Here is a 13,585-nt window from a genome sequence, read left to right on the forward strand (position 1 = left end):
ACTCAACATGAGCTGGATCAGGTTGCAGCTCAGCTAAACAACAGACCAAGAAAGACACTGAAGTTCAAAACACCGAAAGAGATAATTGAAAGGGGTGTTGCGTTGACAGATTGAATCTACAGCCGTGTTGATGAGCGAAATCCCCGGAAAATCTGCGCGCTAATCACACGGCTAAAAGCAAAATGGCCAATAGTGACACTCTGTCACTTGCTGGGTATCCATAGCAGCGTTTATTACGCGTCTGTGCAACGCCCCATTGATGTACGCAGGGTTGATTTACGAAGCCGGATAAGGGCATTTCATGCTCTCAGTCGTGGTGCCGCAGGCAGCCGTACACTTAGCCAAATGCTGCGTCATAGTGGGTGTGATGTAGGTCGATGGCTAGCGAGACGTTTGATGACCGAATGTGGCCTGACAAGCCGCCAACCGAGTCAACACCATTACCGAATACCCCCTGATAGCAGCCCAGCATTACCCAACGTATTACGTCGGCAATTCAGCCCTGTGGCACCAAACCGCGTTTGGTGTGGTGATATCAGTTTTATTCGCCTGCAAGATAAATGGTGCTATCTCGCACTGATTGTTGATTTATATGCACGCCGGATTGTGGGTTCAGCCCTGTCATTGACAGCGGATGCTGATTTAGTCTCCAAGGCTCTGCGCAATGCTCTGGAAACTCGGTCACGCAATGGGCGTCTGCTTTTTCACTCTGACCAGGGAAGTCAGTATAAGAGCAACAAATACAGAAAGTTACTCTGGCTTTATGGGGTAATGCAAAGCATGAGTCGCAGAGGAAACTGTCTGGACAATTCGCTCATGGAAAGGGTATTCCGTAGCCTAAAAAGCGAGTGGTTGCCAAAGGAGGGTTATGTTGATTTTGGTAGTCCGATACGCGATATCAGGAACTGGATAAACCGTTATTACAACGTTTTTCGTCCTCACACAAACAACGGTGGTCTACCTCCTTGCGCGTATGAAGAACAGTGGAAACAGGTTATCCCGGTGTCCTGATTTTGTGATCCACTACACACCTGTTCACTTAAGACGTTCACTTGCCAACTGATAAACATCCCCTCGCTCACGCTTGCCTACGGCTACAACTGCGATAATGAGGCAATCGTCGATTACCTCATAAACCAGACGAAACCCCGAGGCGCGCAGCTTGATTTTGTAGCACCCCGGCATCCCCCGCAGTTTTGCCGACGGAATATGCGGATTCTCGCAGCATTTTTTCAGTTTTTTGGCGAACTGCTGCTGCAGCGTCTTGTCCAGTTTGTCCCACTCTTTCAGAGCTGACTCACGAAATTTGACTTTATATGTCATGCGAACTGATCCAGATCGATATCAACCAGCGCCTCGTTATGGCGTTCATTGACCAATTTGACCAGTTCCTGATCATCAAGGGCATCAAGCATTTGTTCATAGAGCGCTGCCGGCACGCAATAAAATGCAGGCTGATTGCGGTTAAGGATGGCCACCGGATAGCCGTCACCGGCGCCAACTGTTCCCATAGGGTTTTTCTTCAGCTCGCTGATGCTCGCGCTTGTGTCACTCAAAATGATATTTGGCATGGTATCCTCGACTCAATAAGACTACTTAACAGGTCTTATAATACCATCAAAAAGACCTGTTAACAGGTCTTTTTCCTTATTTATTGTCTGTTCTTCCCGCCTGGTTTTGTTGATCCATATTGAAACCCTCCTTGGGTTGATAAGTGATGCCGCTGTGAGTATTCGCCGTCGCAATAAAACTGATTCAGCACGGCGAAGAGCGGCGGCAAGGGGCGGAGACGAAAAGTTTTTACGACCGCAGGGAGGAAAAAGTTTTTGGCGGAGTGCATTTAACCCCTAGCCGTTTAAGCGAGGCTTTGTGCTGTTATCAGTTGCAGCGGGAAGACTTACGGCGGCTAAGACAACTCGTCAGGTTGAATAGGGATCAGCTCGACACAGCGAACGTTGGGGCGTCCTTACATCCCAGTGGTGGTTGTATTTTGGCCGGGATGCAGGGAGCGCATGTTGATGCTGGGGACAATCCCCATGACCACAGGCGGTAATAATAGCGTCACCCTGACTGCGGCCAACCTACCCGATCACAGCCATAAGGGGGGGGCCCAGGGGCGGCTTATGACCAGGGATTTTCAACGGGGACAGATAATACTGGAACATATAGTCGCAACTACACATCCGGCACGTACACGGACAGTAACGGCGCGACGGCGGTATCAAATACCCCCGTAGATATCACTAACAAATTCGTACAACTGCGGGGCTGGATGAGAACCGCATAAGCGTAGAAGCAAAAAAAAACCGCCCCCAAAGGCGGTTAAAATAAGACAGGATTACATTGGAGATATGTAAATCCATCGGAAAATCAGAATACAAGAATAACATGAAAAACGTCTCGGAAATTATTTATACACCCAATAAACTAAACGAAACATCAACAATGAGAGGTTAATTATGTGACCAGTATATAAATTTAATAATCATAATTTTTTGATTAGAATATAACCAGGAATTATCCATGAAAATCTTCACATGGATTAGGCATGTCTTCCCGAAAAGCTAAAAAAGGAAAAAGCAATGACCCAGATTAACATCACCGGCAATATCCAAAAAGCTGCTATTGCCCAACTGCGCAGTAAAGAGGTGGTTGACGGTATCCTTGCCGCTATCTACACCAGCCAGGACGCCGCTCAACCAACTGAAGCAGCGGAGTAAATGCAATACGCCGGGAAAACTCGGCGTATTTTTTATTGTGCCGTTAAGTATATTAGTCGCGACCAAATCTGACACAACAACTTGAAAAGTTGAGAGTTACCGGTTTTGATATGGGTGTCGAATCCTTATACAAAACACAAGAGGTAACTCTCATGTTGCATACTAACAATCCTATCATCAAACACAAAGCGGGTTTGCTAAACCTGGCTGAAGAGCTCGGTAATGTATCGAAATCCTGTAAGGTCATGGGCGTATCTCGTGATACGTTTTACCGCTATCGGGAACTGGCTGAACAAGGCGGCGTTGACGCGTTAATCAACCGTAGCCACCGTGGCCAAATCTGAAAAACAGAACCGATGCCACGACGGAACAAGCCGTCGTTGATTACGCCATAGAGTTCCTCGCTCACGGGCAACACCGAACCAGCAACGAGTTGCGCAAAATTCAATTCGTTGCACATTAACAGAACGTTTCATCTGCGCGTAATAAACGCTGCGGTGAACACCGAATAAATGACAAAGAACCAACATAGGCCACTTTGCTTTCAGCCGTGTGATTAGCGCGATGCTTTCCGGGGACTTCGCTCATCAGCACGGCAGCCTGCTTTAGTGTTTCTTTTTCCATCTCAAGACGCTTTATCTGCGCTTTCAACTGCTGAATTTCACGTTGTTCAGGTGCAATCGCATTGCCAGTGGACTCAATCCCCTGAAGTTCCTGCTTATAAAGCCGTATCCATTTGCGCAAATGATCAGGGTTGAGTTCGAGCGCCTGCGCGACCTCCCGAACATCTCGCTGATACTTAACAACCTGTTCGATAGCTTCGAGTTTGAACTCTGGAGAATATGTGCGTTTAGTCCGACGAGTTTTGATCATGCATCACCTCATGTTTATTGTTTTAACATTAACAGGATTTCGAGGTATCCTGAATTACCGAACCACTACATTATTGATGGAGTACAGCTATCCAGACAGATGGGGGTGCTTAAAGTGCTTTCATAATAAAATATTTTGTTGAAAATTATCCCGATAAAAATTACCAGTTTCTTGTAATAAGGATTATTGATGAGTCGAAGAAAAAGTCTTTCATTGAACGTTTTAACCAGTCGGACCGAACATAATTATTGGATTAATTCTCGACTCAGGAACCTAAGCAAAGCGAGGGAAAAACATTTCGCTGGCTGCCTGAATATAACAGAAAGCGCCCATCATGAACACGGAAATAATTTAGATCTAGAATGACTCTGATTAATCCTTGGGCTAAAAATATATCTGTAACTAAAAATTACACGCCTGAATTTTCACCTTATTTAATTTTTAAATAGCAATATAGATTACCTGAAGGTATGTGAGAATAATTAAAAACAAGGGTTTTCAACATTCCCTAGGATTGGGGAAAAGAAACTCTTTATTCTTTTGTAAAATATAACCCATAAATGCCGGAGAAATAAACCCCATCTTCGTCATAATCCTTCTTCGATAGAAATAAAATGACTTTAAATTAATACCGATAGAACGTGAAAAACCATAGGAGTACCTGCGCAATAAAAAGTAATATATAACTTTCTGTTCCATGGTCGTGATAACCAGAGGGGAAATACGATATCGTTCCCTGCTTTCTTTGCCTGTTATTATAGTATATAACCGCATGCGCAATAAATACTGTGAAGACTTCTGAGCTACGGAATAATGCCCATTAAACCGGTTTGACCAGATTCCACCGGTTTGGGGTAATGTTAACCAGATAAAACACGCGTTAGGATACTGTCTGGCGATATAAAGATACTCTGCCCAGAGAGCATCTATAAACAGATATGAATCAATCAATATAAAAACATCCCCCTTAGGTGCTGATATATCTAATTTGTGAAGTTTCCCTATTTCTGGGGAGATATGATAAAAAACAATTTTTGGAAAAATCTCTACGAGGCCTTTAAAAAGAAAGTGGTTATTGGTTATTACGATAAAAGTCATGTTTTCTGAGGTGTTTTTTTTATTTTTACTCATGATTTTAAATTCATTTAATTTTGTGAAATCATTTTATTATCTAGCGTTCACTTTTCTACTCAACGAAAAAAAAATAGTTTGGGGATAACCACCCAGGCAACTCATTAGTCAAAATGATATGCCGAAAGTTTTTCTTTGTATGCAGTAGTAACCATGTATTTACAGCATCCTTATATAAAGGATGCTCGCGCTGTTCAGAAAATCCCGGTGGAGTTGTTACAGGAATATTATCTGAATTTTTGGCAGGGCGAGCGATGATAAAAAAATGGCACTTCGCATCATGAGCCAGTTGGTTAGAACGCTGAATATCTTTCTTTCGCTGTTGTCGCCAGTCAATGGAAACTGCCCCTTCTGCTAAATCAGACACAGTAATAACCTTAGGTTTGCATTCCTTGAGCTCATTCATGCCAGAATATGCATCAAAGCAAAAAATAAAAAATACGCTAACAACTGTCAATGTTGATTTGAGAAACATCCTTCCCCCAAATGAATATATCTTCCGAATGCTACAATAAATTTTTTGTTTGATTCGTTTAGCTCCCTGCGAGTCACCACCTGATGAGGAAGTACGTAAAATTGACTATCTTTTATTTCTCTGGAAAAACACCCATCCATAGTAACAACACGAAAATAAGTATTTCCATTATTAATTAATGTATTAGACTTTTCATCTATAGAAAACCTAAAATTCATTTTCCGTGGCCTAACCACCAGTAATGTTGACATTTTCACATCAGGGATCATGACAATTTCTTTGTTGTCTTTTTGTTTCAAAAAAGACGTCATTGATACTTCTCGGTAACTTAATCGGTAATAGCGTTCCTGGTCATCCTGAGGGCCCGTATAGAATATCTTGAAATATTCAGACTTTCCTGGTTCGAGTGTGAATCTGAGTGGGCCATAAATAAGCTCAGATGGCGAAACAGGAAAGCTCTTTTCATTTTCCCCTGGCCTGTCAACCTTAGCTGCACTGATTATGTATATTTTCTCATCTTTGCTATCGTTGTAAACTCTCCTGGAAATAAATTTCTTTTCTGATGGCATATCATAAATAACCGAATCAAAGAAAACTGCTTGTGATACAGACGGTAAAGCTCCAGTTATACCGATAATAAAAAGCAGAGGTAATTTCTTCATTAGGATGCATCTTCCCATGTTGCAGTTACCGTAATAGTACCATTAGCTGACACTGTTCCCTCCCAGTTACTACCGTCCGTATCAGTCTTAGACACACTGTTATTCATGGGGAAATCAAGCGAAATAGTTGTTTTCCAATAGTATCCGCTATAATCCGTCCACGCAGTTTGAGTCCACTCGGCATCAGTCAGGTCAACAGTCTTTGAGCTATCACAGTTGGTATACATCCGCCGAGTGATACCTGATGAGTTTTTATATTCAAGATATTGAGGAATTGGCACAGTAATATCATTGCCAGTGAAAGCACAGAATGTGCTCCCACCACTCGAGACCATACTCCCCGAAACGGCTGCGGTAACGGATGTGAACTGAGCTGGACCAGATACAACCACATCATAATCCATCGATATTGGTGTACTTGAGCCTATGGTACCAGTACCGCTTGTACTACGTGAACCATCTGATGCGGTAATACTTACTCCGTACTCTTTAGGTACGATTTTAATCGAGTTCGATGATGTAAATTCGTAGTATCCCGATCCCGTTCTATTGGTATTGTAGAAAGAAAATACAAAGGCATTATCCGAAGAAGAAAGTTCGTATCCTGAATTAACAAGTTCTTTGAAGAAAGTTGGGGTAAGGAAAACATACAGGTATCCGCTTCCTGATGAAAACACCTTACTTACACTTTTCTTATTAGAACTGCCATTTTTATACCAGGTCGAAGCATCAGCACTCCATAATATATCACTAGTTCCAACATCGAATCCGCCTATATCAGCAGTATTGATTCCCAGGTAAATGTTCAAATAACTGCCTGGTAGAGTACTATAATCATAGGTGTATGAAACCATTTTGCAAACGATTCCATTTTTGCTATCGACGGTTGCTTCATAGCATAAGTCATTGCCATTCATAATGGTAGGAGAACCATCAGCTGTGGTATAGACAGTGGATTGAGCGCCAACATCATTAATCGTTATCTGTCCATTTTTTGTTACTTTAAATGCATATCTGTTATATACTCCGTCACTTAGGTTCATGCATTTTTTAGAGCCATCATAGGTGGCATATTCAGACGCATATAGAGAAGGGACGTAGCAGTAGATAAAATTATACGTCTCGGTACTGCCAGTCTTGAGACCTAAAAAATAATCATATGCACTACTGGAAAGAGTCGCCCGCGCATAAGCTCCTCCAACCGTGGATGCACTCATGGCATGATAGAAACCGTTTTCATCTGTAGCACTGCCCGTAATGTATCCACTCGATGGGCAACCAGAATCTCCTAGGGGGCAGATTATTCCTAAAAAAGGCGAACGAATAGGCGAGTTTTCCAGATATATATCCGTCCATTCACTGGTTTTATACCAGCTTTGAGTCCCAAGATATCCAAGCAAGGTTTGCGTCCCATAAGAACTATGTTTGGTCCAGGTATTGGCACCTGAAAATATTGCAACTCCGCCGGATTGGTCATCAACCAGAAAGTATTCACCATCTACTTCATTACTAATGAGCGTATAACCTAGTGTTGCTGATTTTGATTCAGCTAGAGAAGCAGCTGTACAAGTGTTAGAAACAAATAAAAAAAATGCAACAAGAATTGACTTTGTTATTATTTTATTCATCACATTACCCTTGAACTTTATCCTGTCCAATAATGCTATTCCCCCTATCAGCTAAAGGGACACCCACAAACTTGCACTGAACATCCCCCATCCAGGCTGCACCATGCGCTGACTTCATATTCAAGTTAGCCTTACATACCTTGCCATTTTCATCCTGTAGCAATATTTCTGGATAACGGGTATCAATATCCATTGCAAACTCCCCTTTATCATCAGTAACTGTTTTACCGATATGGTTGTGTATCTTTTTATTTGCCGCGATACTGCCATCAGGCATCAGTACACGGGCAAATACGGTCACCATGCGTTTAATTTCTGGCGTTTCAATTTGCACATTTCCAGGATAAAGTACCGCTTCAGAAACCTTCCCTTTTCTAATATCAAACAAGTCTTCTGAGTTAGTGTCATTCATCAGCTCGATGTGATAGCGCGCATAAGCAGGAAGCGCGACAAAATTTGTCCCGGTCCCAAATTTGTAGGTTCTTCCATTTATCTTGGCATTCATTTCTCCGGCGCCATCAATGCCTGTTTTCAAGATAACACCTGAATTTTCCTTCAGCTTGCTAGCGATCAAATTGGTCCCGCTCCAGGCGACAGAGCCCTGCGAGGTCAATGAGGCCGTTGTGCTTCCCATTTCACCATGGGCGACAGAGACGGTTCCTTTGCTGTAGCGGGTGTCATACCCCATATTTCCGGACAAACTATAGTCATCAACGAGATCGGATGTGCCACTCATGCGTTTGCTGTAGGACAGCCCTGTGCTGGTTATCGCCGAATTATCGAAATGTTTACGCGCACTGACAACCAGTGAAGTATCACCGGATTCATAGGAAGCCCCCATGCTCAGCCAAGTTGCAAGCGGCAGGGACATATCAAAAGCAATAAACTTTTCCGACGAGCCTTTATAATCGTTTTCATCATAGTAATAACGCTGAATGCCGGCGCGTATTCCCAGCGTTACATATTTATTTTGCAGCAACGTTGTATTGTAACTAAACGTGTTGTATATCGTTTGGTTATACCAGTCTTTTGTGTGGCTATAGCTAATCGTGCCAGCATGTGGAAGATACTGCGATAACGTCAGTGAGACGCCGTAACTCCCGTTTTTCCTGGGTTGAATATTGAGTTTATCTCCGATGGTTCGTTTATCATAATTCACCCACACGTTACCGACTCTCCAGGGCAGTTCGGCGCTGGCGGTGGTGAGGAGCTCGTTAGAGTTGTCTGACGCGGCCATCACTTGCTGGCTTACTCGGAGATTTTTATATACGTTTGCAGATAACTCAGACTCGAATACCCCCGTGTTACGGAACCCGTAAACTGACCCTTTCAGGGCAACACCGTCAAGCAGGCCAAAGGATTTGGCTGCCGACCCGCCGGCATACCAGGTCGATTTAGTGCCATAGTCGTCATAGCTATTGCTTTCGGTCTTGCTGTAATGGCGGTCTTTATAATCCAGTGTTCCTCCAAAAAATTGCCATTTCAGGTTTTGGGCTTTCATCATCAATGGGGATACCGGCTTGTTTATCAAGGCGGATTGTTTTGATACGGTCCGACCATTGACTACAACTTCAACATCCACGTTGTAGGTCCCGTAGGGGAATCTGGATGTATCGACCTCAAATGACCCCATGCCGAAGCTCTGGATATCAATCAGGTTTCCATCACGAGTGATGTGAACTTCACCGGCAGAGGGAAGGAAAACCAGCACGGGAGTCAGCGAATACACTTTTTCAACGTACTCGGAACTGGCAGCATTACTGAATGATACGCCATACATGTTACTGCCACTTAGTGCAGTGAATGAGGTAAGGCCCTGTGATGACCATGTTGTTGTTTTCCCAGCGGAAAATCTATAACCATTGTAATCACGTTCGTAAACACTACGGTACAAATGCGATGAAGAAGAAGAAGAACCAATCCCATACCAAGAGCCGTTCAGATTAAGATGATGCTCTCGCCAGGACAACCAATTGTCCAGTGTCAGATAAGCTAGTGAGGTACTTTTTTCAGACTTGTATTTATTTGAGTAGGAACCAAAATTGTAATCCAGAACGTTAGTCAGTGACCTGGATGTCGATGGTCCCAGTGTATTTGTCGCCTGCAAATGGGACGCGACAATACTATTAGGCCGGATTTTTAGGGCGATATTAAAGTTAGTAAAGTCCAGCAGGAGAACGTTTCCGTCGGTGATGGCTAATTCACCGGTTTTTGAAAACGACCGACCAGCCAGTTTTTCAATTTCTTGTTTTATTTTTGGGGAAAGCTCCGTTTGCCTAAGATTATCCGAAGGAGATGGAGTTAGCTCAATACTCTGAAGCTGGATTTCTTTCTGGTCATTAATCGTCAGTATGGCCTGTGCGATCTGCTGCCTTTTTGCTTTCTTACTTTCCTTAGTCGTATGAAGCTTTTCATCATCGCGAAGTTCAACGTAAACAGGTATGGTGACACCTTGCTGCAAGGCCATGATCAACTGTGCGGGCAGGAGACGATTATTGGAAATAACCAACTCATCCGCATAAACGCCTGCGCTAAACATAATAGCGAGAAATCCCGCTAAATAAATTCTATATTCATACATGAATAATTTTTTAGCTTAATTTAGTTTAATGAACTGCCCATCTTCCCAGACTCCGCCTACCGCCTTATTGGCAAAAATATTAACCAATTCAGGATGGGATGTGTTTCCTGGTAGGATATAGTCAACTTCCTTGCAGGTATTATCTTTTTCTCGGTGCCTTCTCTTCAGAAGTTCAAGTCCTTTAGAGGTACATTCGCCATAATAGATTGTTTTTAGAGAGGTATTCCCTGTATTCATTATGACACCATTAGTGTATTTAGCATCCCATTTTACATTACGTGGGCGCACCACCATGATTGTTGACACCCGCACATGAGGCATAGCCTGCACTACTTTATTTGATGTACTTAAGTCGTCGTCTGTAGATAGCGGTGATTCATCCCAAATCACACGGTAATAACGCTCTTTTCCATCAGCAGGACCGTTATAAAAGAACCGAATAGTGTCTTCTGCATTTGGTTGCAAAATGGCAACCGGCGGAGCTGCAAGCAGTTCATCTTTGCTTTCGGGGGAAATAACGATGCCGCCTTTTAGCGGGGACGAAACACGTTGCACGGAAACCTTGAGAAAACGAGACTCGTTCACACTATTCTTTATAATTTTACCCGCAATCTTCTGGTTTGATTCAACAAAAAAAGTAGGATCACCAACATCGATGGCAGAAGAAAATTGTGAAAAAAACAAGGGAAACGAGATAACCAAGTGTATTTTCTTCATTTTATACCTACTTATACTCATGTTCTTTTTTACTTGGTGGTCGATAATAGACCACCATACAAAATAAATTTGCAAGCCTCACACCCAGCACCTGATGAAAAATACAAAGCGCCGGGTATTTTATTGCTTGGAAAATCGTTTTTTATTAAGGATTAACCATTGTCATTATCAGATGAGCTATTATCAGATGAGCCATCATCAGATGATGATGCACCAGTCCAAGTGGCAATGAAGTTAATACCTACGGTCCCAGTATATGTACCATCAGAGTAACTAGAGAAGTCACGACTGCTAAAGTCACTACTTGAATACGGGGTGAAGGTTACCGTAGCTGTGTCAGAAACCTGACTAGTTGTGGTGGTCAATGGAGTGATGCCAGCAAAGGAGGATGTGGAAACGGATGCATAATCATAAATTGTTGCACCGGCGGTAGTTATATCTTTTCCACCAATGGTTGGTTCAACATAAATAGTGTCAGTACCATTACTGAGTGTATCACCAGACAACGAAGCTACAATAGTAAAGCCGGAATAACCGGTGTCACCATCACCAATAACAGATGCTGTCAATGTATCTGAATCAGTACTAAATTGTTTGCTGCTAGCGCTGTAGTCGAAAGTCAGGGATGATTTCCCCTGAGAAATAACAAATGCCGCAGACGTATCTTTAGTTGCGGTAGCTGACCAGCTCGCACTGTCAGTAGCGGTAGTACTTGTTGCTGCTGCTGCGCCATTTGAAGTCAGCAACGCCGCCACTGAAACACAGGTTGCCAAAGTAACATAGCTAAATGTTTTCATCAGTCTTAATTTCCATTCAAATCGAGAGCGCCGAAGCCCCTACCTGCATAAGTAGCCTTGGCTTCCTCTATATTTACTTTCCCATCACATATTATCAATGTGACTATCTTCTACCCATGATTGAGTAATAAGGTAATTGCGCAAACTTACCGTGGTTCATTATACCAGTGATCGGAATAAACGATCAATAACTTATTATTGATAGGTGCTGTGAATTAATTGTAATTCAATTGATCGTTATCCCCAATTGATAAGTGGTTTATTTTTGATGCAAAAATGAGCTCGCAAGACCAGGGAAAGGCTATCTGATGCCAAACTTCAGAAGCCCGGTTGCCGATGACTAAAACGCTGGGTGAATATAACTTCAGCCAGGTGCTGGAACTGAATAAGGCTTATTTCCAGCACCTCTGCGAAACGGCAGACTGGGTTGATGCCGGAGAAAGCGTCCTGCTGTTCGGTGCCAGCGGCTAGGGGAAAAGCCATCTGGCGGTGGCGATCGTGACTGGAGTTGAGGCTCTGGGCTATCGGGCCCGGTGACCAGCTCCCCGTTGATTAATACACCGTGATGTTAGTAATGTCTTCATCAACAACGTGAAGGCATTTCTATGAAGAAGAGTTTTTCAGACGAACAGATCATCAGTATTTCAGTTTGACCTGATGACCATACTGGCTGAAAAGCCGGGCAAAGTGATGGCTGGATGCGCAGGCCTCCATCCCAATCTGGCAGGGGCTGTGTTGCATAATGAAAGGCACCAGTTTGTCCCGGTTCAGTTTTTTCCTGAGCACCGTGTGGCCGGTGTGATCGATGCCATGAAGTTGGAAAACATTTTTTGCCAGGTCAATACCCAAAGTAGATACTTTCATTTGGACGCTCTTTCTGCTGAGTTTACACTGTAAGCGTACCGTGAAGGACGTAGGGTAAAAATTAGTTTACAGAGAGGGTTGCGTTCTAGGGCAACAGCTCTTTCACGCGGTTGGCAGGCCAGGTGTTGATGACGCTGATTACGTGACGCAACCAGGCTTCTGGCTCGATGCCGTTAAGTTTGCAGCTACCGATCAGGCTGTACATCACTGCCGCACTGTCACCACCACCATCAGAGCCGAAGAAAATATAGTTACGGCGCCCCAGCGCCACCACACGGAGGGCATTTTCACACAGGTTATTCTATTGCGGCAGTATTCGTTCAGGGCATCCCATCGCTTCAGCAGGTATGCGAACGCTTTCGCCGTATTCGAGTGGCGCGACAGCGTGCCCATCTGCTGTTGTATCCAGTCATACAGCGACTGCATCAGCGGTACCATTCTGGTTTTTCTGACCGCCAGTCGCTCTTCCGCCGGACTGATCTTGCCCAGCAACGGTGGACACAGCCTTAAGCGAGGTTTTTTTCCTCAAATTGCACCGGGCTTAGCCCGCTGTTGGCAACGCCATTTTCAGCGTATTGCACGCCAGTTCCGCCGTCATTCGTTCCGACATTGACTAACCCACCACCCGACGCGAATACAGGTCGATAACCACCGCCAGGTACAGCCAACCTTCCTCTGTCCACAGATAGGTGATATCCCCAACGTACTTCTGGTCCGGCCCCGTTGCACTGAAGTCCTGTTGCAACAGGTTCGGCGCCACCGGCAGGTTATGCCGGCTGTTTGTCGTGGCTTTGAACTTGCTCGCCGCTCTGGCCCGTAATCCCTGACGTCGCAGACTGGCCGCCACCGTTTTACGGTTCCAGACATGGCCGGCCTCACGCAACTCCTGCGTAAGGCGAGGCGCGCCATAGCGCTGTTTTGCCTGTATAAAAGCTTGTGCCACCCGCTCATCACACTGCTGACGACGCATCTGCCGCAGCGAGAAGGATTGTCGGCGCTTCAGCCACGCATACCAGCCACTGCGCGAGACGCACAGTACCCGGGCCAGGCTTTTCACTGAGAACGCCGCCTGATGTTGGTGTATAAAACCGTACTTCACTTCAGGCGTCTGGCGAAGTAGGTGGCCGCCTTTTGGAG

Annotated in this window: 11 protein-coding genes and 7 pseudogenes; 5 read left to right on the plus strand and 13 right to left on the minus strand. The window is 44.3% G+C overall.

Annotated features, from left to right (window positions below; genetic code table 11):
• Positions 1-114 (plus strand): hypothetical protein (locus ABFX35_RS23690; protein WP_346080938.1); only part of this gene is annotated, 114 nt, incomplete at its 5' end.
• 9 nt (positions 115-123) lie between these two features.
• Positions 124-1,011: pseudogene (locus ABFX35_RS23695) on the plus strand (IS3 family transposase); the annotation flags it as partial.
• Between the two features lie 24 nt (positions 1,012-1,035).
• Here the strand turns inward: ABFX35_RS23695 and ABFX35_RS23700 are convergent.
• Positions 1,036-1,323, minus strand: coding sequence for a type II toxin-antitoxin system RelE family toxin (locus ABFX35_RS23700; RefSeq protein WP_346083184.1), 288 nt, complete (start codon positions 1,321-1,323; stop codon positions 1,036-1,038).
• Complete coding sequence (locus ABFX35_RS23705) at positions 1,320-1,571, minus strand: type II toxin-antitoxin system Phd/YefM family antitoxin (protein ID WP_346083185.1); 252 nt, start codon at positions 1,569-1,571, stop codon at positions 1,320-1,322. The genes ABFX35_RS23700 and ABFX35_RS23705 overlap by 4 nt, the downstream gene beginning before the upstream one ends.
• Before the next feature lie 1,011 nt (positions 1,572-2,582).
• Here ABFX35_RS23705 and ABFX35_RS23710 point away from each other — a divergent pair.
• A complete protein-coding gene (locus tag ABFX35_RS23710; protein WP_346083186.1) occupies positions 2,583-2,720 on the plus strand; it encodes a hypothetical protein in 138 nt (45 codons plus the stop codon).
• 152 nt (positions 2,721-2,872) lie between these two features.
• A pseudogene (locus ABFX35_RS23715) lies at positions 2,873-3,162 on the plus strand (helix-turn-helix domain-containing protein); the annotation flags it as partial.
• Position 3,163: 1 nt separating this feature from the next.
• Here the strand turns inward: ABFX35_RS23715 and ABFX35_RS23720 are convergent.
• The 8 genes and pseudogenes from ABFX35_RS23720 to ABFX35_RS23755 form a co-directional block, all read right to left on the minus strand.
• Positions 3,164-3,593: pseudogene (locus tag ABFX35_RS23720) on the minus strand (transposase); the annotation flags it as partial.
• A 498-nt stretch (positions 3,594-4,091) separates the two neighbouring features.
• The gene (locus tag ABFX35_RS23725; RefSeq protein ID WP_346083188.1) at positions 4,092-4,724 is read right to left on the minus strand and encodes a hypothetical protein; all 633 of its coding nucleotides are present in this window, start codon (positions 4,722-4,724) and stop codon (positions 4,092-4,094) included.
• Positions 4,725-4,779: 55 nt separating this feature from the next.
• Entirely contained in the window at positions 4,780-5,199 is a 420-nt protein-coding gene (locus tag ABFX35_RS23730) for a hypothetical protein (protein WP_346083189.1), read from the minus strand.
• Positions 5,178-5,861, minus strand: coding sequence for a fimbrial biogenesis chaperone (locus tag ABFX35_RS23735; RefSeq protein ID WP_346083191.1), 684 nt, complete (start codon positions 5,859-5,861; stop codon positions 5,178-5,180). Before ABFX35_RS23735 ends, ABFX35_RS23730 begins: the two co-directional genes overlap by 22 nt.
• Complete coding sequence (locus ABFX35_RS23740) at positions 5,861-7,489, minus strand: fimbrial protein (RefSeq protein ID WP_346083192.1); 1,629 nt, start codon at positions 7,487-7,489, stop codon at positions 5,861-5,863. Before ABFX35_RS23740 ends, ABFX35_RS23735 begins: the two co-directional genes overlap by 1 nt.
• Before the next feature lie 4 nt (positions 7,490-7,493).
• Positions 7,494-10,070 (minus strand): CS1-pili formation C-terminal domain-containing protein, encoded by a 2,577-nt coding sequence (locus ABFX35_RS23745; RefSeq protein ID WP_279026015.1) that lies wholly within the window; start codon positions 10,068-10,070, stop codon positions 7,494-7,496.
• Between the two features lie 15 nt (positions 10,071-10,085).
• Positions 10,086-10,787 (minus strand): EcpB family pilus assembly chaperone, encoded by a 702-nt coding sequence (locus ABFX35_RS23750; RefSeq protein WP_279026012.1) that lies wholly within the window; start codon positions 10,785-10,787, stop codon positions 10,086-10,088.
• Between the two features lie 152 nt (positions 10,788-10,939).
• Positions 10,940-11,584, minus strand: a complete 645-nt coding sequence (locus ABFX35_RS23755) for a common pilus major fimbrillin subunit EcpA (RefSeq protein WP_279026010.1) — start codon at positions 11,582-11,584, stop codon at positions 10,940-10,942.
• 321 nt (positions 11,585-11,905) lie between these two features.
• Between ABFX35_RS23755 and ABFX35_RS24240 the strand changes: the two are divergent.
• Positions 11,906-12,118: pseudogene (locus tag ABFX35_RS24240) on the plus strand (ATP-binding protein); the annotation flags it as partial.
• A gap of 111 nt (positions 12,119-12,229) precedes the next feature.
• On the opposite strand, the pseudogene ABFX35_RS23765 reads toward ABFX35_RS24240, so the two are convergent.
• The 3 pseudogenes from ABFX35_RS23765 to ABFX35_RS23775 form a co-directional block, all read right to left on the minus strand.
• Positions 12,230-12,448: pseudogene (locus tag ABFX35_RS23765) on the minus strand (IS110 family transposase); the annotation flags it as partial.
• A gap of 85 nt (positions 12,449-12,533) precedes the next feature.
• Positions 12,534-12,919, minus strand: a pseudogene (locus tag ABFX35_RS23770) (IS66 family transposase); the annotation flags it as partial.
• Positions 12,920-13,064: 145 nt separating this feature from the next.
• Positions 13,065-13,585 (minus strand): annotated as a pseudogene (locus ABFX35_RS23775) (IS3 family transposase); the annotation flags it as partial.

It is taken from the genome of Gibbsiella dentisursi, from assembly GCF_039539505.1.
Taxonomy (GTDB): Bacteria; Pseudomonadota; Gammaproteobacteria; order Enterobacterales; family Enterobacteriaceae; genus Gibbsiella; species Gibbsiella quercinecans.

Excerpts from the sequence above, each read along its gene's own strand:
- ABFX35_RS23725 (WP_346083188.1), bottom strand. The coding sequence starts at position 4,724 with ATGAGTAAAAATAAAAAAAACACCTCAGAAAACATGACTTTTATCGTA.
- ABFX35_RS23710 (WP_346083186.1), top strand. The coding sequence starts at position 2,583 with ATGACCCAGATTAACATCACCGGCAATATCCAAAAAGCTGCTATTGCC.
- ABFX35_RS23740 (WP_346083192.1), bottom strand. The coding sequence starts at position 7,489 with ATGAATAAAATAATAACAAAGTCAATTCTTGTTGCATTTTTTTTATTT.
- ABFX35_RS23700 (WP_346083184.1), bottom strand. The coding sequence starts at position 1,323 with ATGACATATAAAGTCAAATTTCGTGAGTCAGCTCTGAAAGAGTGGGAC.
- ABFX35_RS23755 (WP_279026010.1), bottom strand. The coding sequence starts at position 11,584 with ATGAAAACATTTAGCTATGTTACTTTGGCAACCTGTGTTTCAGTGGCG.
- ABFX35_RS23745 (WP_279026015.1), bottom strand. The coding sequence starts at position 10,070 with ATGTATGAATATAGAATTTATTTAGCGGGATTTCTCGCTATTATGTTT.
- ABFX35_RS23735 (WP_346083191.1), bottom strand. The coding sequence starts at position 5,861 with ATGAAGAAATTACCTCTGCTTTTTATTATCGGTATAACTGGAGCTTTA.
- ABFX35_RS23705 (WP_346083185.1), bottom strand. The coding sequence starts at position 1,571 with ATGCCAAATATCATTTTGAGTGACACAAGCGCGAGCATCAGCGAGCTG.
- ABFX35_RS23750 (WP_279026012.1), bottom strand. The coding sequence starts at position 10,787 with ATGAAGAAAATACACTTGGTTATCTCGTTTCCCTTGTTTTTTTCACAA.
- ABFX35_RS23730 (WP_346083189.1), bottom strand. The coding sequence starts at position 5,199 with ATGTTTCTCAAATCAACATTGACAGTTGTTAGCGTATTTTTTATTTTT.